Annotated in this window: 21 protein-coding genes; 11 read left to right on the top strand and 10 right to left on the bottom strand. The window is 69.1% G+C overall.

Annotation, left to right across the window (positions count from 1 at the left end):
• The first annotated feature begins 195 nt into the window (after positions 1-195).
• From AC5Y2S_RS16935 to AC5Y2S_RS16920, 4 genes are all read left to right on the top strand, one after another.
• A complete protein-coding gene (locus AC5Y2S_RS16935) occupies positions 196-1056 on the top strand; it encodes a hydroxypyruvate isomerase family protein (protein ID WP_499957230.1) in 861 nt (286 codons plus the stop codon).
• Positions 1053-1937 carry a 2-hydroxy-3-oxopropionate reductase gene (locus AC5Y2S_RS16930; protein ID WP_499957229.1) on the top strand — a complete coding sequence of 295 codons (885 nt, stop codon included), beginning with the start codon at positions 1053-1055 and terminating at the stop codon, positions 1935-1937. Before AC5Y2S_RS16935 ends, AC5Y2S_RS16930 begins: the two co-directional genes overlap by 4 nt.
• A gap of 4 nt (positions 1938-1941) precedes the next feature.
• Positions 1942-3708 (top strand): glyoxylate carboligase, encoded by a 1767-nt coding sequence (gene gcl, locus AC5Y2S_RS16925; protein WP_499957228.1) that lies wholly within the window; start codon positions 1942-1944, stop codon positions 3706-3708.
• 90 nt (positions 3709-3798) lie between these two features.
• Complete coding sequence (locus tag AC5Y2S_RS16920) at positions 3799-4569, top strand: IclR family transcriptional regulator (RefSeq protein ID WP_499901363.1); 771 nt, start codon at positions 3799-3801, stop codon at positions 4567-4569.
• A 6-nt stretch (positions 4570-4575) separates the two neighbouring features.
• Here AC5Y2S_RS16920 and AC5Y2S_RS16915 read toward each other — a convergent pair whose 3' ends face one another.
• Genes AC5Y2S_RS16915 through AC5Y2S_RS16905 form a run of 3 tightly spaced genes read right to left on the bottom strand, consistent with a single transcriptional unit; the run spans position 4576 to position 6509 of the window.
• Complete coding sequence (locus AC5Y2S_RS16915) at positions 4576-5112, bottom strand: cupin domain-containing protein (protein WP_499957227.1); 537 nt, start codon at positions 5110-5112, stop codon at positions 4576-4578.
• Positions 5113-5136: 24 nt separating this feature from the next.
• Complete coding sequence (locus AC5Y2S_RS16910; protein ID WP_499957226.1) at positions 5137-5841, bottom strand: nitroreductase family protein; 705 nt, start codon at positions 5839-5841, stop codon at positions 5137-5139.
• Between the two features lie 17 nt (positions 5842-5858).
• Complete coding sequence (locus AC5Y2S_RS16905) at positions 5859-6509, bottom strand: HD domain-containing protein (protein WP_499957225.1); 651 nt, start codon at positions 6507-6509, stop codon at positions 5859-5861.
• A 79-nt stretch (positions 6510-6588) separates the two neighbouring features.
• On the opposite strand from AC5Y2S_RS16905, the gene AC5Y2S_RS16900 reads away from it, so the two are divergent.
• Together AC5Y2S_RS16900 and AC5Y2S_RS16895 are read left to right on the top strand one after the other, a co-directional pair.
• Complete coding sequence (locus AC5Y2S_RS16900) at positions 6589-7563, top strand: GlxA family transcriptional regulator (RefSeq protein ID WP_499957224.1); 975 nt, start codon at positions 6589-6591, stop codon at positions 7561-7563.
• 24 nt (positions 7564-7587) lie between these two features.
• Positions 7588-8604 carry a TIGR03617 family F420-dependent LLM class oxidoreductase gene (locus tag AC5Y2S_RS16895; protein ID WP_499957223.1) on the top strand — a complete coding sequence of 339 codons (1017 nt, stop codon included), beginning with the start codon at positions 7588-7590 and terminating at the stop codon, positions 8602-8604.
• Positions 8605-8676: 72 nt separating this feature from the next.
• Here the strand turns inward: AC5Y2S_RS16895 and AC5Y2S_RS16890 are convergent, their stop codons facing one another.
• A complete protein-coding gene (locus tag AC5Y2S_RS16890) occupies positions 8677-11679 on the bottom strand; it encodes a UPF0182 family protein (protein WP_499957222.1) in 3003 nt (1000 codons plus the stop codon).
• A gap of 368 nt (positions 11680-12047) precedes the next feature.
• Positions 12048-13079, bottom strand: a complete 1032-nt coding sequence (locus AC5Y2S_RS16885) for a YlbL family protein (RefSeq protein ID WP_499957221.1) — start codon at positions 13077-13079, stop codon at positions 12048-12050.
• Between the two features lie 77 nt (positions 13080-13156).
• On the opposite strand from AC5Y2S_RS16885, the gene AC5Y2S_RS16880 reads away from it, so the two are divergent.
• The 3 genes from AC5Y2S_RS16880 (at position 13157) to AC5Y2S_RS16870 (ending at position 16230) form a co-directional block, all read left to right on the top strand.
• The gene (locus AC5Y2S_RS16880; RefSeq protein ID WP_499957220.1) at positions 13157-14515 is read left to right on the top strand and encodes a zinc-dependent metalloprotease; all 1359 of its coding nucleotides are present in this window, start codon (positions 13157-13159) and stop codon (positions 14513-14515) included.
• A 237-nt stretch (positions 14516-14752) separates the two neighbouring features.
• Positions 14753-15313, top strand: coding sequence for a C39 family peptidase (locus AC5Y2S_RS16875; protein ID WP_499957219.1), 561 nt, complete (start codon positions 14753-14755; stop codon positions 15311-15313).
• Between the two features lie 56 nt (positions 15314-15369).
• Positions 15370-16230 carry a cyclodehydratase gene (locus tag AC5Y2S_RS16870; protein WP_499957218.1) on the top strand — a complete coding sequence of 287 codons (861 nt, stop codon included), beginning with the start codon at positions 15370-15372 and terminating at the stop codon, positions 16228-16230.
• On the opposite strand, the gene AC5Y2S_RS16865 is transcribed toward AC5Y2S_RS16870, so the two are convergent.
• Positions 16227-16400 carry a hypothetical protein gene (locus AC5Y2S_RS16865; protein WP_499957217.1) on the bottom strand — a complete coding sequence of 58 codons (174 nt, stop codon included), beginning with the start codon at positions 16398-16400 and terminating at the stop codon, positions 16227-16229. The two genes, AC5Y2S_RS16870 and AC5Y2S_RS16865, sit on opposite strands and share 4 nt — an antisense overlap.
• A 73-nt stretch (positions 16401-16473) precedes the next feature.
• Between AC5Y2S_RS16865 and AC5Y2S_RS16860 the strand changes: the two genes are divergently transcribed.
• On the top strand, positions 16474-17817 hold the full coding sequence (locus tag AC5Y2S_RS16860) for a macrolide-binding ATPase MABP-1 (protein ID WP_499957216.1): 1344 nt from the start codon (positions 16474-16476) through the stop codon (positions 17815-17817).
• A 3-nt stretch (positions 17818-17820) separates the two neighbouring features.
• Here AC5Y2S_RS16860 and AC5Y2S_RS16855 read toward each other — a convergent pair whose 3' ends face one another.
• Positions 17821-18090, bottom strand: coding sequence for a WhiB family transcriptional regulator (locus tag AC5Y2S_RS16855; RefSeq protein WP_499957215.1), 270 nt, complete (start codon positions 18088-18090; stop codon positions 17821-17823).
• Positions 18091-18474: 384 nt separating this feature from the next.
• Positions 18475-20586 carry an ATP-dependent DNA helicase UvrD2 gene (locus AC5Y2S_RS16850; protein ID WP_499957412.1) on the bottom strand — a complete coding sequence of 704 codons (2112 nt, stop codon included), beginning with the start codon at positions 20584-20586 and terminating at the stop codon, positions 18475-18477.
• Between the two features lie 101 nt (positions 20587-20687).
• Between AC5Y2S_RS16850 and mrx1 the strand changes: the two genes are divergently transcribed.
• Positions 20688-20930: a mycoredoxin Mrx1 gene (mrx1, locus tag AC5Y2S_RS16845; RefSeq protein WP_499901378.1), complete on the top strand. Its 243-nt coding sequence runs from the start codon at positions 20688-20690 to the stop codon at positions 20928-20930.
• Between the two features lie 6 nt (positions 20931-20936).
• On the opposite strand, the gene nudC is transcribed toward mrx1, so the two are convergent.
• Positions 20937-21863: an NAD(+) diphosphatase gene (gene nudC, locus AC5Y2S_RS16840; RefSeq protein WP_499957214.1), complete on the bottom strand. Its 927-nt coding sequence runs from the start codon at positions 21861-21863 to the stop codon at positions 20937-20939.
• Positions 21863-22933, bottom strand: coding sequence for a potassium channel family protein (locus tag AC5Y2S_RS16835; protein ID WP_499957213.1), 1071 nt, complete (start codon positions 22931-22933; stop codon positions 21863-21865). The genes nudC and AC5Y2S_RS16835 overlap by 1 nt, the downstream gene beginning before the upstream one ends.
• Position 22934: the final 1 nt, after the last annotated feature.

Raw genomic sequence — 22934 nt, 5'->3', positions numbered from 1 at the left:
CATGGCTCACGTTTGACTGTCAAAGGAAACCTCGGTTGTCAGTAAGTCCTTTCCCCAACTTCACCGCGCCTGACCGGCCATCACCGGAAAACCGACTCCGCGCCGGTTGACAACGGGCCCGAGGGGGGCCTTCACTGATTCCAGTATTCGACTTATCTATTTCGCATTACGAAATGACTGTGGGAGGGGAGTGCCGTGTCGCCTGCGACTTACACGGTGAACTGTTCGATCCTGTTCACCGACCTGCCCCTGCTCAAGCGGCCGGCGGCGGCCCGGGAGGCGGGCTTTGCGGCGGTGGAATTCTGGTGGCCGTTCGCCGAGGCGGCACCGCCGGACGGCGACGTGGATCCGTTCGTCCGCGCGATCCGCGACGCCGGCGTCCAGCTGAGCGGGCTGAACTTCGCGGCGGGTGACATGCCGGCCGGCGACCGGGGCATCGTGTCCGACCCCGCGTCGGTGACCGCGTTCCGGGACAGCGTCGACGTCGCGGTCGAGATCGCGAAGGCGCTCGACACCCGGGCCTTCAATGCGCTGTACGGCAACCGCATCGAGGATTTTTCGCCGGCGGCCCAAGACGACGTGGCGGCCGAGAACCTCGCGTATGCGGCCCAGGCCGCTCAGCGCATCGGCGCCACGGTGCTGATCGAACCGGTCAGCGGCGCGCCCCGCTACCCCGTCCGGACCGCGGCGGACGCGGTCCGGGTCGTCGAGCGCGTGCGCAGCCGGTCGGGGTACGAAAACCTGCGCGTGCTGGCCGATCTCTACCACCTGTACGTCAACGGCGACGACGTGGCGGCCGCGCTGCACGCGCATGCCGACCGGGTCGGCCACGTCCAGATCGCGGACGCGCCCGGTCGCGGCGAACCGGGCACCGGCGAGATCGCGCTCGACAAATACGTCGGAATACTGCTCGACCGCGGCTACGACGGGTACATCGGCCTGGAGTACAAGCCCAGCCGGCCCGACACCTTCGACTGGCTGCCGGCTACCGACCGGGGCCGCGGCGGCGTCAACATCGAATCCCTTGCGTTACAAGCGGGAATGAGGAGCAAATGAGCACCATCGCGTTCATCGGGTTGGGCATCATGGGCAGCCCCATGGCGTGCCACCTGGCCCGTGCCGGCCACCGGGTCGTCGGCTACAACCGTTCGCCGGAGCGCGCCGCCGCGCTGGTAGAAGCCGGCGGGGTCGCGGCGGAGTCGATCGCGGAGGCGGTGAAGGACGCCGACGTGGTGGCCGTCATGGTTCCGGACTCCCCCGATGTGCGCGACGTGTTGTCCTCGGATGGCGGGGTTTTCGCGCACGCCCAGCCCGACACCCTGGTGATCGACTTCTCCTCGATCCGCCCCGACGTCAGCAGGGAGCTGGCCGAGGAGGCGCGGCGGCGGGGCTTGCGCATGATCGACGCCCCGGTCTCCGGCGGGGAGGCCGGCGCCCAGAACGCGGCGCTGTCGATCATGGTCGGGGCCATCGACCGTGACTTCGACTCAGCCAAGCCGATTTTGGAGGCCGTCGGCAAGACGATCGTCCACGTCGGCCCCAACGGGGCGGGTCAGACGGTCAAGGCCGCCAATCAACTGATCGTCGCGGGCAACATCGAACTCCTCGCCGAGGCGATCACCTTCCTGCGGGCCTACGGGGTGGACCTCGACGCGGCGATCAAGGTGCTGGGCGGGGGCCTGGCCGGCTCGGCGGTCCTCGATCAGAAGGCCGCGAAGATGTTGGCCCGCAACTTCGACCCGGGCTTCCGGATCGAGTTGCACCACAAGGACATGGGCATCGTGACCGACGCGGCCCGCGAGGTCGACGTCGTCATCCCGCTGGGCGCCGTCGTGGCTCAATTGATGGCGTCCGCGCTCGCCAACGGCGACGGGGCGCTCGATCACTCGGGCCTGCTGCTGGGCGTCGAGCGGCTGTCGGGACGCGGGGAAAGTTAGCGCCATGACGCGGATGCGCACGGTCGACGCGGCCGTCAGGATTCTCGAGATCGAGGGTGCCACACAGGCGTTCGGCCTGCCGGGCGCGGCGATCAACCCCTTCTATTCGGCCATGCGCGCCCACGGTGGGATCAGGCACGTGCTGGCCCGCCACGTCGAGGCCGCCAGCCACATGGCCGAGGGTTACACCCGCGCCGCGCCCGGCAACATCGGCGTCTGCGTCGGCACCTCCGGCCCGGCGGGAACCGACATGATCACCGGGTTGTATTCGGCCAGCGCGGATTCCATCCCGATCCTGGCGGTCACCGGGCAGGCGCCGGTGAACAGGCTGCACAAGGAGGACTTCCAGGCCGTCGACATCGCGTCGATCGCGGCGCCGGTGACCAAGATGGCCATGACGGTGCTGGAGCCCGGGCAGGTGCCCGGCGCGTTCGCCCAGGCGTTTCACCTGATGCGGTCGGGCCGGCCCGGCCCGGTGCTGATCGACCTGCCCATCGACGTGCAACTCGCCGAGATCGACTTCGACCCAACGGCTTACGCCCCGCTGCCCGTCTACAAACCGTGTGCCGGCCCCGCGCAGATCAACAAGGCGCTCGACATGCTGCAGACGGCGCGGCGCCCGCTCATCGTCGCGGGCGGGGGCATCATCAACGCCGACGCGTGCGACCTGCTCGTCGAGCTGGCCGAGGTGCTCGACGTCCCCGTCGTGCCCACGCTGATGGGCTGGGGCGCGATCCCCGACGACCATCCCCTGGCCGCCGGCATGGTCGGGCTGCAGACCGCGCATCGCTACGGCAACGCCAGCATGCTCGAGTCCGATTTCGTGCTCGGGATCGGAAACCGCTGGGCCAACCGCCACACCGGCGGGCTGGACACCTACCGGCGCGGGCGTCGCTTCGTGCACATCGACATCGAGCCCACCCAGATCGGCCGCGTGTTTGCGCCCGACCTCGGCATCGTCTCGGACGCCAAAGCGGCGTTGGAGCTGCTGGTGGCGCTCGGGGCGGCGCGGGCCGCCGCCGGCTCGCTGCCGGACTGGAGCGGATGGGTCGGCGCCTGCCGGCATCGCAAGGAAACCCTGCACCGCAAGACCCACTTCGACGACGTTCCGATCAAGCCGCAGCGCGTGTACGAGGAGATGAACCGCGCCTTCGGCCGCGACGTCCGCTACGTCACGGCGATCGGCCTCTCGCAGATCGCCGGCGGCCAATTCCTGAAAGTGTTCAAGCCCCGGCACTGGATCAACTGTGGTCAGGCGGGACCGCTCGGATGGACGGTGCCCGCCGCGCTGGGCGTGGCCGCCGCCGACCCGACCGCCACGGTTGTCGGGCTGTCGGGTGACTACGACTTCCAATTCCTTATCGAAGAACTCGCCGTCGGCGCGCAATTCAACCTGCCCTACGTCCATGTGGTGGTGAACAATTCCTACCTCGGGCTCATCCGACAGGCCCAGCTGAATTTCGACATGGACTACTGCGTCTCGCTGGCCTTCGACAACATCAACGCCCAGGAATCCGGCGACACCGACCTGCCAAAGGGATACGGCGTCGATCACCGCAGCGTCGTGGAAGGGTTGGGCTGCAAGGCCATTCAGGTGACCGAGCCGTCCGACATCGGCCCGGCGCTGAGCCGGGCGCAACAACTGGCGCGCGAACACAAGGTCCCGGTTGTGGTCGAGGTGTTCCTGGAGCGGATCACCAACATCGCGATGGGCACCGAGATCGACAACATCACCGAATACGACGAGCTCGCGACGCTGCCCTCCGACTGACCGGCGGGCTGCTTGCTGCCGGCGCCAATTTCGTGATACGAAAAAGCGCAGGCGGGATGACGGGCCCTCGGGGCTGGATCGGAAGCGGTGATGGCTCGCGAAGCTGCACGTACGGGCGGCGTTCAGTCGGTAGAGCGGGCGTTCGAGCTGCTGGAGATCCTGGCGACCATGGGCGGTACGGGCGCGCTCGGCGACCTGGCGACGCGGGCGGACCTGCCGGCGCCGACCATCCATCGGCTCGCGCGCACCCTGCTGGGCATGGGTTACCTGCGGCAGCTGCCCAACCGCCATTATTCGTTGGGGCCCAAGCTGATCCGGCTCGGCGAGAGCGCGGCGCACCTCGTCGGTACCTGGTCGCGGCCGCACCTGCTCGAGCTGGTGGAGCGCACCGGTGAAACGGCGAACATGGCGCTGATGGACAACGACATGGCCGTCTACGTCGCGCAGGTGCCCTCGCCGCACTCGATGCGGATGTTCACCGAGGTGGGCCGCCGCGTCTACCCGCATTGCACCGGCGTCGGCAAGGCGCTGCTCATGCAGCTGCCCAACGACGCGGTTTGCGCCCTGGTGGCACGAACCGGGATGCCCGCCGCGACCGAGAACTCCCACACGACCCCCAAGGAGCTGCTCCGGGACATCGAGTTGTGCCGGTCACGCGGCTACGCCGTCGACGAGGGCGAGCAGGAGGTGGGCGTGCGGTGTTTCGCCGTGCCCGTGCCCGACGCGCCGTCGTTGACGGCGATCTCGATCTCGGGCCCCGCGGCGCGCGTCACGCTGAAATCCGCCACCGAGGTCACCCCCCTGCTCAAGCGCGTCGCCCGCGACATCGCCTCGGAGTTCGACAAGGAGGCCGCCGGGTAGGGGGGCTCAGTGCGACGGCGGGTTCAGCCCGTATCGCCGCGCGATGTCGTCCATCCACTCCGGGTTCCCGTACGTCAGCCCGTATTTGTCTGCCAGCTCGCCGAATTCGGGCAGCTCGTGCAGGGCTTTGCCGACGGGGTCGTTCGCGTGTTCGACGAGCAGCTCACCGAGCTCGCGGAAGTAGTTCTCGAATCCGCCGGGGGTGATGATCTCGATGATCCGGCCGGGCTCCGTGCCGGCGTTCCACATCGCGTGCATCTGCCCGCGTGGCTTGGTGATGTAGCCACCCGGACCGAGAACCACCTCGCTGTCGTCGGAGCGGAACCCGATCTCGCCCGCCAACACGATCGAATGCTCGTCCTCGCGGGTGTGCCGGTGCGCCGCGGTCAGCAGGCCGACTTCGAACGGGTGCTCGACGATGGAGACCTCGCCCCCGTTGTTCTTGCCGGACAGCTTGAACACCGCGCCGAAACCGGGCAGGGCTACGTAGTCACCCTGACCCGGCTGCACCACCGTGACCGGGATGCCATTCGCCTCGACCATCTGCTCACCCTCCCGTTTTCGGCTTCATCCCACGGCGGCCAGGCCGGTCGTCATGTCGTCTTGAGGCGACCATAGCGGTTGCGGCACCTCGACACCGAACGGCGCGTCCCAGCTGTTGCGGGACGAAACCTCGTGCACGGGGCGGCGATTGGCCGCCACGCCCCACTTGCCCAGTGGGTAGCCGAGGGTCAGCATGGCCGACATCTTCCAGCCTTCCTCGACGGGCACACCCAGCATCTCGTTCACCTTGTCCCGGAAGTTGTTGAGCACCATCGTCATGACGCCGCCGATGCCCTCGGCGCGGGCGGCGAGCAGGGCGCTCCAGATTGCGGGGTAGATGTTGGCGCCGCCGAGATCGTCGATCGCGAACACGAAGAGCAGCAGGGGAACTTCGTCGAAGTGGTCGGCCAGGTAGTTGCCGGAGCCCTTGATCCGGCGCATCGTCTCGGCGTGAGCGCTGAGGTCCGCGCCGGGCCCGGGCACGACCATCGGTCCCTGCCCCGTGCGGAACTTCTCGTATTCCAGCGCGCGGGCCTGCCGGAACAGTTCGCCGAACTCGTGGATGAGTTTGGGATCGTCGACCGCGACAAAGTGCCAGCGTTGGGTGTTACCGCCGTTGGGTGCGCGGACGGCCGCATCGAGGATGCGGGCCTGCACGTCCAGCGGGATCGGGTCCGGCCGCAACCGCCGCATCATCCTGGTGGTGTACAGCGCCTCGTGGATCTCCATTTGTCCGCTCCTCTCCGTTATTCGGGCCAGCCGTTGCTGAGAATGAGGTCGACCATGTTCCAGCGCTTGAAAGTGGGGTCGAAGTGCGCCAGCACGTCGGCGTTCATCGTCCCGAAAGTCGTGGCGGGGCGATGCTTCATGCCGTCGTTGAAGGCCGCCAGGATGCGGTTCTTGAAGTCGGGACGCGGGTGGGCGGCAGTCACCGCGTCGACCGCTTCCGGGTCCAGGGCCTCGAGGCCGACGCCGACCACGTCGGTCTCGACACCCGCTGTGACCAAGGCGATTTCGGGTTCGAGGAATTCGGGAATTCCCGGCGTCGTGTGCAGCGCGATGCCCAGCCACACCTTGTGGGCGTCGGCCTTGTCGACGCCGTGTTGCAGGAGGAAATCGCGCGCCGCGTTGGCGCCGTCCACCTCGAAGCGCTGGGTGGAGCTGCGGTAGCGCTCGGTGAGACCGAGGTCGTGAAACATGGCCCCGACGTAGAGCAATTCGAGGTCCGGTTGCAGTCCCCGGCGCCGGCCCTGCAGCGCACCGAACAGGAACACCCGGCGGGAATGGTCGAAGAGCAGATCGTCTTCGGCCTCGCGAATGTACTCGGTGACCTCGCGCACCAGCGGGGTGTCCGGGATGACGATGTCGGCGATGGTTTCGATCGGCTGAGTGAACATGCAGCCAGTGTGCGGGCGCGGGGTGCGGTCCACCCACGGCGATTGAGCCGTCTTTACCCCAGATTGAGACAATGGGCCCGTGGCGGAAGCCGGGGTGCGGTCGCGGGTCGTGGTCATCGTCGTCTTCGATGAGGTGACGATGCTCGACGTCGCGGGGGCCGGTGAGGTCTTCGCCGAGGCGAACCGATTCGGCGCCGACTACCAGCTGAAGATCGCGTCGGTGGACGGCCGCGACGTGACGACCTCGATCGGGACCCGACTGGGCGTCACGGACGCGCTGTCGACGATCGAGTCGGCCGACATCATCCTGGTCGCCGGCAGCGACAACCTGCCGCGGCGGGCCATCGATCCCGCGCTGGTCGACGCGGTCAAGTCGGCCGCGGAGCGGACCCGGCGCCTGGCGTCGATTTGCACAGGGTCGTTCATCCTGGCGCAGGCCGGCCTGCTCAACGGCAGGCGCGCCACCACGCACTGGCATGACGCCCGGCTGTTCGCCCGGGCCTTCCCCGACGTCGCCGTCGAGCCGGACGCGCTGTTCGTCCGCGACGGCGACGTCTTCACCTCGGCCGGGGTGTCGTCGGGCATCGACCTGGCGCTGGCGCTCGTCGAAATGGATCACGGCACCGAGCTGGTCCGCGACGTGGCCCGGTGGCTGGTCGTTTACCTCAAGCGGGCGGGCGGCCAGTCGCAATTCTCGACGCTGGTCGAGGCCGACCCCCCGCCGCAGTCCCCTCTGCGCAAGGTCACCGAGGCGATCGCGGCCGACCCGGCGGCCAACCACAGCGTGAAATCGCTTGCCGCGCAGGCCTCCCTGAGCACGCGGCAGCTGACCCGGCTATTCCAGTCCGACCTCGGCACGACGCCGGCCCGCTATGTCGAGATGGTGCGCATCGACGCCGCCCGCGCCGCGCTCGACGCCGGCCGCAGCGTCGCCGACACGGCCCGCATCGCCGGGTTCGGCAGCCCCGAAACCCTCCGGCGGGTGTTCGTCGACCACCTCGGCGTCTCGCCGAAGGCCTACCGGGACAGATTCCGGACCGCGTCCCGCGGCTGAGCGACGGGAGCATACTGTTCCGCCATGCACATTGACGTGATGGCGGTCCCGCAGCCGCTGGACAGGGTCGGCGACCTCGCCCGTCGCACCCAGGCGGCGGGGTTCTCCGGCCTGCTGCTCACCGAGACCGGACGCACGCCCTACCTCAACGCCGCCGTCGCCTCGCAGGCCGCGCCCGGCCTCGAGCTGTCCACGGGCGTCGCGGTCGCCTTCCCGCGCAGCCCCTTCATCACGGCGGCCACCGCCTGGGAGCTTCAGGAGGCGACCGGTGGGAAGTTCCGGCTCGGTCTCGGCACGCAGGTGCGCACGCACGTCGTGCGGCGATATGGCATGGCGTTCGAACGCCCGGGCCCACGGCTGCGCGACTATGTGCTCGCGGTGAAGGCGTGCTTCACCGCCTTCCGGACGGGCAAGCTCGATCACCACGGCGACTTCTACAGTCTCGACTTCATCAGCCCGCAGTGGAGCGCCGGACCCATCGACGCGCCGGACCCGAAAGTCGATGTGGCGGCGGTCAATCCGTGGATGCTGCGGATGGCGGGCGAGGTGGCCGACGGCGTGCATGTCCACCCGCTCGGCGAGCCGGGCTACCTCGCCCGTCACGTCGTGCCCAACATCGCGGACGGGGCGGCGAAGGCGGGGCGCGCGCCGTCGGACATCGCGGTGATCGTGCCGGTGATGGCGATCGTCGGGGACACCGACGAGGAGCGCGACAACGAACGCGAGTCGGTGCGCGCCAGCATGTCCTTCTACGGCAGCACACCCAACTACGCGTTCATCTGGGACGAGGCCGGGTTCGAGGGGACGACGGCGCGCATTCGCGAGAAGCAGAAGGCCGGGGACTTCGCCGGGATGGCGGCCCAGATCAGCGACGAGCACATCGCCGCCTTCGCCACCGAGTCCACATGGGACGGCCTGGCCGGCGCGTTGAGGAAGAAGTACGGTCGGATCGCGACGCGCCTGGTGTTCTACAACGCCCAGGGCAACCACGAGCGCTTCGAGCGCTACGGCGAGGTGGCCCGGCGGTTGCAGGCCCCTTAGCGCTGCGCGAGGGTGCGCAGAATGCCAACGTTTACAGCGTGTCGCCGTACCAACACGCGCGTTCGCGGCAAGTTATTTCGTGGCGTTGTACTTGTTGATCGCGTCGTCCAGCCGCTGCAGCGCCGCACCGTAGGCGGCGAAATCGCCCTTCTTCTGGGCGTCTTTCGCCGCGCCGATCGCGGCCTGGATCTCCTGCAGGGCGGCCGCCTTGGCCGGGGACAGCGTGGTCGAGCCGTCCGGGGATGGCGGCACGGCGGTGGGCGGCGGCGGGCCGGGTGGCGCCGCGGGCACCGGCGGGCCGGCGGGCCCGGCCGGGCTGGCCGGCGGGGTCGGGTTCGGGGCCGCGCCGGGCTCGGTGGGCTGTATCCCGGTCGCGGTCGCGCCCGCGCCGGGCCCGAAGAGCCCGTTGAGGGCGTCACCCACCGTCGGGCCGTATCCGATCTTGTCGTTGTACATCATCGCCACCCGGATCAACCGCGGGTACGACGACGCGGCGTCGCTGGCCCCCGGCGAGGCGTAGACGGGTTCGACGTAGAGCAGCCCACCTTGGCCAACCGGCAGCGTCAGCAGGTTGCCCCACCGGATCCGGTTCTGGTTGTCGCGCCCGATCACGCCGAGGTCCTGGGACACCGCCGGGTCGGTGGTGATCGCGTTGTTGGCCAGCTTCGGGCCGTTGACCTGACCCGGGATGGTCAACACGGTGATCTTGCCGTACGTCGCCGGGTCGGAGCTGGCGCTGATGTAGGCGGCCAGGTAGTCGCGCTTGAACCGGTTCATCGCGCTGATCAACTGGTATGACGCCGAATTGTCGTTCTTGGCAATGTTTTTCGCGACGATGTAATAGGGCGGCTGGTAGCTGCTGGCGGTGGGGTTCGGGTCCAGCGGCACGTCCCAGAAATCCGACGTGGAGAAGAACGTCACGGGGTCGTTGACGTGGTACTTGGCCAGCAGCATCCGCTGCACCTTGAACAGGTCCTCGGGGTAACGCAGGTGTTCGGAAAGCTCGGGGGTGATGTCGCTCTTGGGTTTGACGGTGCCCGGAAACACCTGCATCCAGGCCTTGAGGACCGGATCGGATTCGTCCTGCTGGTACAGCGTGACGGTGCCGTCATAGGCGTCGACGGTGGCCTTCACCGAGTTTCGGATGTAGGAGACCTTCTTGTCGGGCGCCAGGCGGTTGAACGCCACCTCGGTGGAGTCGGCGGTCGCGGACTCCAAGGAAGTCAGTTCCGAGTACGGGTAGTTGTCCAGGGTGGTGTAGCCGTCGATGATCCACACCAGCCGCTTGTTGACGATCGCCGGGTACACGGCGCTGTCGGTCGTCAGCCACGGCGCCACCGCCTCCACCCGGCGGGCGGGATCCCGATTGAACAGGATCTTGCTGTTGGACCCGATCACGTTGGAGAACAAGAAGTTCCGCTCGGCGAACTTCGCCGCGAACACGCTGCGCGAGATCCAGCTGCCGATCGGCACTCCCCCGAGCCCGCTGTAGGTGTAGTTCTTGGTTTCGGCGCTGGTCTCGTAGTCGTATTCGCGGTCGTTGCCGTTCTTGCCGACGATCGCGTAGTCGGCGGAGGTGTTGGAGATGACGGGCCCGTAGTAGATGCGCGGCTGGTCCAGCGGCGCCGGCCCGTCGGACACCACGCTGCCATTGGCGCCGACGACGTTGACCAGGAACTCGGGGTAGCCACCGTTTTGGTTGGGGTCGTTGGCGATTCCGCGCACCGTGTTGGCCGGCGACGCGATGAACCCGTTGCCGTGGGTATAGACGCTGTGCCGGTTGATCCAGTCGCGCTGGTTGTCGATCAGCCTGTCCGGGTTGAGCTCCCGGGCCGCGACGACGTAGTCGCGCAACGCCCCGTTGCGGTCGAGATAGCGGTCGATGGACAGCTGGTCGGGGAAGAAGTAGAAGTTCTTGCCCTGCTGGAACTGGGTGAACGCCGGGCTGACGATCGTGGGGTCGAGTAGGCGGATGTTCGAGGTCGTCGCGCGGTCGGCCGCGACCTGCTGGGCGGTGGCCTGCCCGTCGCCGGTGTAGTTGCGGTAGCTCACCTGGTCCGACGTCAGGCCGTAGGCCTGGCGCGTCGCGGTGATGCTGCGGCTGATGTATTCGCTTTCCTTTTGCGCGGCGTTGGGCCGGACGCTGATCTGCTCGACGATCAACGGCCACCCGGCCCCCACGATCAGCGACGACAGCAGCAGCAGGACCAGGCCGATGGCGGGAATCCGCAAGTCGCGCAGCACGATCGCCGAGAACACCGCGGCGGCGCAGATCAGGGCGATCGCCATCAGGATCAGCTTGGCCGGCAGTACCGCGTTGATGTCGGTGTAGCCGGCGCCGGTGAACGGCTTCCCGCCGCGGGTGTGCGACAGCAGCTCGTAGCGGTCCAGCCAATAGGCGACGGCTTTGAGCAGCACCAGCACCCCGACCAGGCTCACCAGCTGGATGCGCGCCGAGCGGCTCAGCGCCCCGGTCCGGCCGGACAACCGGATGCCGCCAAAGATGTAGTGCGCCAAGATGTTCGCCAATAACGCCAGGAACACCGCCACGAACATGTAGCTGAGCAGCAGCCGGTAGAACGGCAGCTCGAAAGCGTAGAACCCGAGGTCCTTGCCGAATTGGGGATCCCTGATGCCGAAGGTCCCGCCGTGCATGAACAGCTGGACCCGCACCCAATAGCTCTGCGCGATGATGCCCGCCAGCAGACCGACGGCAGCGGGGATTCCGATGCCGACCAGCCGTAGGCGCGACATCACGACGGCGCGGTAGCGCGCCACGGGATCGTTGGTGTTGCTCGGCACGAACACCGGCCGGGCGCGGTAGGCCAACGCGAGCCCGGTGAACACGATGCCGCCCACCAGCAGGCCCGCGACCAGGAACACGACGATGCGGGTGACCAGCACCGTGGTGAACACCGAGCGGTAGCCGAGCTCACCGAACCACAGCCAGTCGACGTAGGCGTCGATCAGCCGCGGACCGGCGAGCAGCAAAACGATCACACCCAGTGCGATCAGGATCAGAATCCGGCTGCGCCGGGTCAGCTTCGGCATCCTTGCGGTGGGCCGCATCCCCACTGGCTACGCTCCCTGATCTTGCTGGTTGCTAGAGATTTTCTAGAACGGTCACAACTCTACGCATTGCTGGACGCCGGGTGTGGTCTGCTTGGGCAGTGGCGGATCAGAGCGGAAGCGCCGGCCCGACAATCGCCAAGGCGGTGTGGACCGACGCGGACTTCGACCAGATGAGCTGGCACGACTGTGCCGTGCACGCCGTCGCGGTCGAGCCGGCGCCGCCCCATCCCGGCCGGTTGCTCGTCGACCTCGACTACATCGTCGAATGGGTTCGCCCAGTACCTGCGCCGCCCACCCGTTCGCAGCCCGCATCAGCGGCTCTCCGTTTCGGAGAGAGGGGGCCTCGGTTTCGACCGGCGGGGCTACACGGGCTAGCAGCTGGGGGTCTGACCGCCCGACTTGATGGCGTGCAGCGCGTCCACCGCCTGGCTGAGGTTTTCGACCTTCACCAGGCGCAGGCCGGACGGATTGTCCGAGGTCGCCTCGTAGCAGTTCTTCGCCGGCACCAGGAACACGGTGGCGCCGGCCGAGTGGGCGGCGGCCATCTTGTGCGTGATGCCGCCGATCTGGCCCACCTTGCCGTCGACGGAGATGGTGCCAGTTCCCGCGATGAACGTCGACCCGGCCAGGTCACCGGTGGTGAGCTTGTCGACCACCGCCAGGCTGAACATCAGCCCGGCCGACGGCCCGCCCACGTTGGCGAGGTTGAAGTCGACGGTGAACGGCGCCCACGGCGCGTCGAGGACCGCCACACCCATGAAGCCGTAGTCACGATCCTTGTTCGTGCCCAACGTGATTTGCGTGGTGCCGATCGGGCCGGACGCGTCGTTCTTGCGGCGATAGTCGATCGTCACCACCTGACCGGGTTTGGTGCCCTTCAAAAATCCGGTGAACTGCTCGACGCTGGCGACCGGGGTGCCGTTGACCGCGTCGATCGCGTCGCCGGACTTCAGCTTGCCCGCCGACGGGCCGGGGTCGGTGACCGTCGCGACGGTGACCGCGGCCGGGTACTTCAAGAACCCCAGCGCGGCATAGGCGGCGCTGTCCTCGGAGTTCTTGAAGTCGGCGTTGTTGGCCTTGTCGACGTCCTCGCGCGACTTGCCCGGCGGGTAGACGAGGTCGCGCGGGATCAGCTGTTCCTGGCCGGACAGCCACAGCGTCAGCGCCTCGCCCAGCGACAGGTCGTCGCGCTGGGAGACCGTCGTCATGTTGAGGTGGCCCGTCGTCGGTTGCGTCTGGGTGCCTTCGATCGCGACCACCTGCTTGCCGTCGACCTCACCGAGCGTGTCGAACGTCGGGCCCGGTCCCAGCGACACGAACGGCACCGTCACCACCGCGAGCAGCACGCCGAAGGCCACGATCGGCACCAGCGCGACGATCAACGTGAGAATCCGCCTGTTCACGGGCTTACCCTATCCGGCGCCCGCTCGGCCTCGTTCAGCTACGAGCGTGACCACAGATGGCGCGTCGGGTGCCCGCGGTGAGTACCGTTGACGTTATGCCTGACCTGCCATTCGGCTTTTCCTCCGGCGACGACCCGGAGCGGGAGAAGAAAGATCCCGGTTCCGGCTCGGGAGGATCCGACCCGTTGGGCGCCTTCGGCCTGGGCGGCGAGTTCGGCATGGGCGACCTCGGGCAGATCTTCACCCAGCTGGGCCAGATGTTTTCCAGCGCGGGCACCGTGATGGCCGGCGGCAAGGCGTCGGGCCCGGTGAACTACGAATTGGCGCGCCGGGTCGCGTCGAGCTCGATCGGGTTCGTCGCGCCCATTCCCGCCTCCACGACCAAGGCCATCGCCGACGCGGTCCACCTCGCCGAGACCTGGCTGGACGGCGCGACGGCGCTGCCCGCGGGCACGTCGAAGGCGGTGGGCTGGAGCCCCGGCGACTGGGTCGACAACACGCTGGAGACCTGGAAGCGGCTGTGCGACCCGATGGCCGAGCAGATCGCCACGGTGTGGGCGTCGTCCCTGCCCGAAGAGGCCAAGAGCATGGCCGGCCCGCTGATGGCGATGATGTCGCAGATGGGCGGCATGGCGTTCGGCTCGCAACTCGGCCAGGCGCTGGGACGGTTGTCCCGCGAGGTGCTGACCTCGACCGACATCGGCCTGCCGCTCGGCCCCAAGGGGGTGGCCGCGATCATGCCGGACGCCGTCGACTCCTTCGCCTCCGGACTCGAGCAGCCGCGCAGCGAGATCCTGACCTTTCTGGCCGCCCGCGAGGCGGCGCACCACCGGCTGTTCAGCCACGTGCCCTGGCTGTCCAGCCAGTTGCTGGGCGCGGTCGAGGCCTACGCCAGCGGCATGAAGATCGACATGTCCGGCATCGAGGAGCTGGCGCGCGACTTCAATCCGGCGTCGCTGTCGGATCCGGCGGCCATCGAGGAGTTGCTCGGGCAGGGCGTCTTCGAGCCGAAGGCGACGCCGGCGCAGAAGCAGGCGCTGGAGCGGCTCGAGACGCTGCTGGCGCTGATCGACGGCTGGGTGCAGGTGGTGGTCACCGCCGCCCTGGGCGATCGGATCCCGGGCACCGCCGCGCTCAGCGAGACGCTGCGCCGCCGCCGGGCCAGCGGCGGGCCGGCCGAGCAGACGTTCGCGACGCTGGTCGGCCTCGAGCTGCGCCCGCGCAAGCTGCGCGAGGCGGCCGCGCTGTGGGAGCGGCTGACGGAGGCCGCCGGGGCCGACGCGCGCGACGCCGTCTGGCAACACCCCGATCTGCTGCCCGGGGCCGAGGACCTCGACGAGCCGGCCGGCTTCATCGACCGGGTCATCGGCGGCGACACCAGTGGCATCGACGAGGCCATCGCCAAGCTCGAGGATCCCGATTCCCACGATGGCTGATTAGCTCGCGGCCGTTTGCTGGCGGTGCTACGTTGCACACCAGTCGAATGTCGGGCCGACTATTTGCGAGCGAACATGGTCAGGATTGCCACCGCTGTGCGCGCTGCCCTGGTTTGCGCTTGCATCGGTCTGGCGGGCGTTGCCACGGTGTCGGGATGCGGCCCGGCGACCCCGTCAGCCACCACAACCCACGGCAGCTCGCCGCCGACGGCGACGGTACGGAGTACCGCCGACGGCGTGTACGGCGACCCCGAGGCGGCGGCCAAATACTGGGTGCAGCAGTCGCTGGAGGACACCTGCGGGCTGGCGTCGGTGGCCGACGTGGTCGGCGAGGTCACGGGCAACGCCCCGACCGAGACGCAGATCATCAAGCTGGCCCAGAACACACCCTCGGTGATCCGCGACGGCCCGATCTACCTGCCCACCGGCGACCCCGGGCACGAGACGGAGAAGGGCGGCATCGACATGGCCGACACCGTCGTACTGCTCGAGCACTACGGCATCAAATCGCAGATGATCTACGACACCGAGCCCGACCAGACCGGGCTGCCGGCGCTGGAGCAGTACCTCGGCGCCGGCCGCAAGGTCATCGCGTGGGTCAACGGCGGAACCATCCTGGACGGCGACGACCAGCGCAGCGCGCCCGACCACCTGCTCGTGGTCACCGGGGTCGACACCAACAACGACACCGTTCACCTCAACGACCCCTACGCCGACCACGCGGACACGAAGGTCAGCATCAAACGCTTCATGACCGCCTGGAAGGTCGGGCAGAAATCGATCGTCGTCACCGGGTGACGGCGCTGTGGATAACCGAGCGCGGCGCGGCCGTCGGGCTGGCACAGTCTGGACCCATGACCCGGGCCGCCGTGCTTTCGCTGTACGCGCTGGATCCGGCGCTTCCGGTGCTGCTGCGGCCCGACGGCGCCGTGCAGGTCGGCTGGGACCCGCGCCGGGCCGTGCTGGTGCGCCCGCCGTGCGGCCTGGCCGCCGCCGAGCTGGCCACGCTGCTGCGGTCGATGCGGTCACCGACGCCGCTGTCCGAGCTGCGGCGCCAGGCCGTCGACCGCGGCCTGCGGGATTGTGACGGTCTGACACACCTCGTCGCGCAACTGGTGGGCGCGGGCGTCGCGAGCGAATGCCGTCGCCCCCGGGGCCGGGCGGCATCGATCCGCATCCATGGCCGCGGACCGCTGTCCGAGCTGCTCGTGGATTCGCTGCGCTGCTCGGGGGCCCGCGTGGCGCACAGCAGCCAGCCGCACGCCGCGGTGTCCCCCGACGCCGTCGACCTGGTGGTGCTGTCGGACTACCTGGTCGCCGACCCGCGCATGGTGCGCGAGCTGCACGCCCGGGGCGTGCCGCACCTTCCCGTTCGCGTGCGGGACGGCACCGGACTGGTGGGCCCGCTGGTCATCCCCGGCGTGACCAGCTGCCTGGGGTGTGCCGACCTGCACCGCAGCGACCGCGACGCCGCGTGGCCGGCCATCGCCGCCCAGCTGCGCGACACCGTCGGCGTGGCCGACCGGGCCACCCTGCTGGCGACCGCGGCCCTAGCCCTCAGCCAGGTGAACCGCGTCATCGCGGCGGTACGCGGCCAGCAGGCGGTGCCCGACCCCGCGCCGCCGCCCGCGCTGAACGCGACGCTGGAGTTCGACCTGGGCGCCGGGTCGATCGTCGCGCGTCAGTGGACCAAGCATCCACTGTGCTCGTGCTAGCCGAGCCGCCCCTGGTCCGGGACGCACGTCGAGACCGAGGCGTACGCCCTGGCCAGTTCCTCCAGCACCGGCGCCGTCAGGGTGCCGTCGTTCCGGTTCTTGTCCAGCGTTTCGATGATCGCCCGATACAGCGCGTCGGCGGCGTCGTGCTGGGCTTGCTTTGCTGCCATGGCTTTGTCTCCTCGTCTCCCAAGTGCAAAGACAACCTATGGTCCGGATCACGGGTCCCGCGCGCCGACCGTCGTGGATGATGGATACGTGGCAGACATCAAACGCGGCCGCGCTGCGCGCAACGCGAAGCTGGCCAGCATCCCCGTCGGCTTCGCCGGCCGGGCGGCCCTGGGCTTCGGCAAGCGGCTGACGGGCAAGTCCAAGGACGAAGTCCAGGCCGAGATGCTCGAGAAGGCCGCCAACCAGTTGTTCACCGTGCTGGGGGAGCTCAAGGGCGGGGCGATGAAGGTCGGCCAGGCCCTGTCGGTGATGGAGGCCGCGATCCCCGAGGAGTACGGCGAGCCCTACCGCGAAGCGCTGACCAAGCTGCAGAAGGACGCCCCGCCGCTGCCCGCCGCCAAGGTGCACCGGGTGCTGGACGCCCAACTGGGCACCAAGTGGCGGGACCGGTTCAGCTCGTTCGACGACACCCCGATCGCCTCGGCCAGCATCGGCCAGGTGCACAGGGCGGTGTGGTCGGACGGCCGCGACGTCGCCGTCAAGATCCAGTACCCGGGCGCCGACGAGGCGCTGCGCGCCGACCTCAAGACCATGCAGCGGATGGTCGGCGTCGTCAAACAGCTCTCGCCGGGCGCGGACGTCCAGGGCGTGGTCGACGAGCTGATCCAGCGCACCGAGATGGAACTCGACTACCGGCTGGAGGCCGACAACCAGCGCAAGTTCGCCAAGGCGTATCACGAGAGCCCGCACTTCCTGGTGCCGCACGTGGTGGCCAGCGCGCCCAAGGTGGTGGTCCAGGAGTGGATCGAGGGGATCCACATGGCGGAGATCATCCGCACCGGGACCCGCGAGCAGCGCGACCTGATCGGCACCCGGCTGCTCGAGCTCACCTTCGACGCGCCGCGCCGGCTGGGGATGCTGCACGGCGACGCCCACCCGGGGAATTTCATGCTGATGCCCGACGGCCGGATGGGCGTCATCGACTTCGGTGCGGTCGCGCCGCTGCCGGGTGGCTATCCCGTCGAGCTCGGCATGACGATCCGGTTGGCGCGCGACAAGAACTACGACCTGCTGTTGCCGACGATGGAGAAGGTCGGCTTCATCCAGAAGGGCCAGCAGGTGTCGGTCCGCGACATCGACGAAATGCTGCGCCAGTACGTCGAACCCATCCAGGTCGACGTCTTCCACTACACCCGTAAGTGGCTGCAGAGGATGACCCTGGTTCAGATGGACCGGTCGGTTTCGCAGATCAAGACCGCCCGGCAGATGGACCTGCCGCCCAAGCTGGCGATACCGATGCGCGTCATCGCGTCGGTCGCCGCGATCCTCTGCCAGCTGGACGCGCACGTGCCGATCAAGGCGCTGTCGGAGGAACTGATCCCCGGTTTCGCCGAGCCCGACACCGCGGTCGTCTAGGCGTTAGGCCGCCACGACATCCTTGCGCGGCCGGCCACGCGGTCGTTTGCGGCTGACGATCGAGCCGCGCTCGAGGATCTCGCCGCCCCACACGCCCCAGGGCTCGGCCCGTTCCAGCGCCGCCGTCAGGCACTGGCGGCGGACCGGGCAGCCCGCGCACAGCGTCTTGGCGCGCTCGAGGTCGGCCGGGGCCTCGGCGAACCACAGGTCGGGATCGTCGACGTGACAAGGCAATTCCGGCAGCGTCGGTCTTCGGACTGGCAGTGCCGACATGTCCTGCTCACCTGCTTCCTGGTCGGGTTTCCTTCGTGGTGATCCGGACCAGGCTGGGAGGCTTCCCAGATAACTGTGGCCACGGATCCTTTTGACTTCGGGTCCGTGGCCATCTGGGCAAAACCGGGCTAGTTAGGTATGACCCCGATTCACGGACGCGTCGGTCGCGGCGGCGACACGGTGCTTAACCGCTGCCGCCGACACGGCGGCGTGGGAGGCATGGGAGGTAGCCGCGGGGAACACCGCGGCGGCCACGCATACACCAAACGCGTTGGTGATCATCGTGGCGAACCTCCTCTCGGCTGGCAGCAGTCTGCGGTTTCGAGGGTAAATGTTAGCGGCCGCCGCCCACAACTTATTTTCTGACCTGGGATTTCGGCACCCTCAGCGGGCCTGGCGGACCAGCTCGAGCACGTCGGGCCCGTACTGCTCGAGCTTTCGCGCGCCGATACCCGGGATCGCGATGAGCGCCGCCTCGTCGTCGGGAAGCAGCTCGGCGATCGCGATCAGGGTGTTGTCGCTGAACACGATGTACGGCGGCATCTTCTGTTCGGTGGCGATGTTGAGGCGCCACGCCTTGAGCTTGAGCAGCAGGTCCTCGTTGACGTCGCCTGCGCACGTCGTGCAGCGGCGCAGCATGATGGCCGCCGGGGTGGTCAGGTTGTTGTTGCAGATCCGGCAGCGCGTCGCGGCCCCGCGGTTGCGCCGGGACCTGGCCGGCGCGGCGTCGCCGCGTGTCTGCGGCGCGATGCCGTTGAGGAACCGGGACGGCTTGCGGCTCTGCCGTCCGCCGGGGCTGCGGGCCAGCGCCCAGCTGAGCGCCAAATGTATTCGCGCCCTGGTGATTCCGACATACAGCAGCCGACGCTCCTCCTCGACGGCCTCGCTTTCGGGTCCGTGCGCCAGCGCGTGCGAGATGGGCAGCGTGCCGTCGGCCAGCCCGACCAAGAACACCGCGTCCCACTCGAGTCCCTTCGCGGCGTGCAGCGAGGCCAGCGTGACGCCCTGGACCACCGGCGGGTGGCGCGAGTCGGCGCGCATCCGCAGCTCGGCCAGCAGCCCGGGCAGGTCGAGCTGCGGGCGCTGCGCCACCTCGTCGTCGACCAGCTCGGCCAGCCCGGCCAGCGCCTCCCAGCGATCCCGGGCCCGGGTGCCGGTCGGCTCCTCGGCCGTCAGCCCCAGCCGCTCCAGGACCGCACGCACGACGTCGGGCAACGGGGCTTGCGGGTCCGGGTCGCCCCGGTCGGCCGCGCGCTGCAGCGCCAACAGCGCCTGCTTGATCTCCTGACGGTTGAAAAACCCCTCGCCACCGCGGATCTGGTAGGTGATGCCGGCCTCGGTCAGGGCCTCCTCGTAGACCTCGGATTGCGCGTTGACCCGGTAGAGCACCGCGATTTCCGATGGTGCGGTGCCGGATTCGATCAGCCGGGCGATCGACTTGGCGACCGCGGCGGCCTCGACGGTTTCGTCGGGGTGCTCGTGAAACGTCGGCGCGGGGCCGGGCGGGCGCTGGCCGGACAGCTGCAGCTTGCTGCCGGCGACACGGCCGCGCGCGGCGGCGATCACCTGATTGGCCAGCGACACCACCTGCGGGGTGGAGCGGTAGTCGCGTTCCAGGCGCACCACCGTGGCTTCCGGGAACCGCCGGGAGAAATCGAGCAGGAACCGGGGGGTGGCCCCGGTGAACGAGTAGATGGTCTGGTTGGCGTCGCCGACGACGGTCAGGTCGTCGCGGTCGCCCAGCCAGGCCGCGAGCACCCGCTGCTGCAGCGGGGTGACGTCCTGGTACTCGTCGACGACGAAGCAGCGGTAGCGGCCGCGGAACTCGTCGGCCACGGCCGCGTCGTTCTCGATGGCGGCGGCCGTGTGCAGCAACAGGTCGTCGAAGTCCAGCAGCGTCACCGACTCGTCGCGGACCTTCAGCGCCTCGTAGGCGGTGTAGACGGCGGCGATCTGCTTGGCGTCCATCGGGACGTCGCGGCCGGCGTCGGCGACGGCGGGCGCGTACTCCTCGGGACCGATCAGCGACGCCTTGGCCCACTCGATCTCCCCGGCGAGGTCGCGCACGTCGTCGGTGCTGACGTTCATCCGGCACCGGCTGGCCGCGCGGGCGACGACCGCGAACTTGCTGTCGAGCAGCTGCCAGCCCGTGTCGCCGACGACCCGCGGCCAGAAGTACCGCAGCTGGCGGTGCGCGGCCGCGTGGAAGGTCAGCGCCTGCACGGCGCCGACGCCGGGACCCGCGTCGCCGGAGTCGGCGAGCGCGCGCAACCGCGAGCGCATCTCCCCCGCCGCCCGCTGGGTGAACGTGACCGCGAGGACCTGGCCGGCGGCGACGTGGCCGCCCGCGACGAGCTGGGCGATGCGGTGCGTGATGGTGCGGGTCTTGCCCGTTCCGGCGCCGGCGAGCACACAGACCGGCCCGCGGGGCGCCAGCACGGCCTCGCGCTGCTCATCGTCCAGTTCCGCGGTCAGCGGATCGGCGAGCATCGGCATGGCGTCCATCTTGTCAGCGATGTCCGACAAACCGGGCGCATCGCCACGCGTGAATCGCGTCGCTTCGGAATTCATCGTCGACGCGCTACGTTAATGCGGCTATGTCCATCACCGTGTACTCGACGTCCTGGTGTGGTTATTGTCACCGGCTCAAGACGGCGCTGCGCTCCGACGGCATCTCCTACGACGAGGTCGACATCGAACAGGACCCGGCCGCCGCGCAGTTCGTCAGCTCGGTCAACGGCGGCAACCGGACGGTCCCGACGGTGAAGTTCGCCGACGGGTCCACGCTGACCAACCCGAGCGCGGCCCAGGTCAAGGCGAAGCTGGCCGAGGCCGGTTGACGGGGCTCAATCCAGCCCGGCCCACGACTCGATGATCACCCGGGCGATTGAAATCGAGCCGGGCAGTAGGAGTTTCGACTCCGAGGCGCTGGTCCAGTCGCCGGCCGCCAGCGCCGCGCGCACCTCGTCGCGGGTGAACCATTGCGCCTCGGCGATCTCGCCGTCGTTGAACGAGAACTCCTCGCCCGGGTCGCCCACGGCGTGGAAGCCGACCATCAGCGAGCGCGGGAACGGCCACGGCTGGCTGCCCAGGTAGCGCACGTCGCGCACGGTCAGGCCGATTTCCTCGCGGATCTCGCGGGCGACGCACACCTCGAAAGACTCACCGGCCTCGACGAACCCGGCCAGCAGCGAGAACATCCGCTCGGGCCACACCGCCTGGCGGGCCAGCACCGCGCGGTCGCCGCCGTCGTGGACCAGGCAGATCACCGCCGGGTCGATGCGCGGGAACTCCTCGTGGCCGGTGACGGGGTTGACGCGCGCCCAGCCGCCCCGGGCGGGTCGCGTCGGTGAGCCGTCCACCGAGCTGAATCGCGCGCTGTCATGCCAATTCAGCAGCGCGATGGCCGACGACACCAGCTGGCTGCTGGTGTCGTCGAAGATCGGGCCGAGGCTGCGCAGGTTCAGCACTTCGGTTTTCACGTCGGGGTCCTCGGGCGCCTGCAGCGCGCCACGGACGGCCCAGACGTGGCGGCCGCCCTCGATGCGGCCCAGGAACACCGCGTCGGGCGGCGGTTTGTCGGCCAGCGCGGCCGCGGCGCCGAGCACCACCCGCCCGTCGGCGACCAGCACCTGGTTGCGCGAATCCACCCGCAGCAGCGCCGCATCCGCCCATCCGGCCGTCGCCGCCTCGACGTCGGTGCGGAGTTGGTCGGCCCGGTCGGCGCCGACGCGCGACAGCAGTGGAACGCTCTGCAGCTGAAAATCCGGCACTAGTGCCCCGCGTGCTTGATGTAGAGCAGCCGGTCGGTGGCCTCGATGGCGTCCACTTCGGGGGCGCCGATGCGCAGCAGGTGGCCGTCGCGCACCACACCGAGCACGATGTCGCGCAGATGCCTTGGGGATCCACCGATTTCGGTCGGTTCGACCTCGCGTTCGGCGATGGCCAGCCCGGCGTCGGGAGTCAGCAGATCCTCGATCATCTCCACCACACTTGGGGTGCTGGTGGCCAGGCCGAGCAGCCGGCCGGCCGTCTCCGAGGAGACCACCACCGAGTCGGCGCCCGATTGCTGCAACAGGTGCTGGTTCTCGGCCTCGCGGATCGAGGCCACGATCTTGGCCTTGGGCGCGATCTCCCGCGCCGTCAGCGTGACCAGCACGGCGGTGTCGTCGCGGCTGGTGGCGACGACGATGGAGGCCGCGTGCTGCGCCCCGGCCAGCCGCAGCACATCGGATCTGGTGGCGTCGCCGCGCACGGTGACCAGCCCGGCCGTCGCGGCGTGTTCGAGGGCGGACGGATCCATGTCGACGACGACGACCTCGCCCTGGGAGGCCTCGTCGCCGAGGATGGCGCCCACCGCCGTTTTGCCCTTGGTGCCGTAGCCGATCACGATGGTGTGGTTGCGCACTTTGCTCCTCCAACGCTGAATCTTCCACGCCTGCCGGGACCGCTCCGAGAGCACCTCCAGCGTGGTGCCGACCAGCACCGCCAGAAACGCGATCCGCAGCGGCGTGAAGACCACCGTGTTGACCAGGCGCGCGGTTTCCGAGTACGCGGTGATGTCGCCGTAGCCGGTGGTCGACAGCGACACCGCCGAGAAGTACAGGCAGTCCAGGAACGTCAGGCGCCCGCCCCGCACATCGCGGTAACCGCCGCGATCCAGGTACACGACGACGGTGGCGGCCAACAACACCAGCAGCGCGATCGCGACCCGGCGGGTGATGACGCGGGTGGGGCTGGCGGGGTCCTCGGGGATGCGCAGCACGCCGACCAACTGGTGACCGGGCTGAGCGGTCAGGGTTTCGTCCAGGCCGCTGAGCTTGCGCGCCCTACCGTTGCCCACG

Source organism: Mycobacterium sp. NGS69 (genome assembly GCF_059812165.1).
The sequence above is the reverse complement of the archived record's forward strand: the minus strand, read 5'-3'. Positions and strand labels throughout refer to the sequence as shown.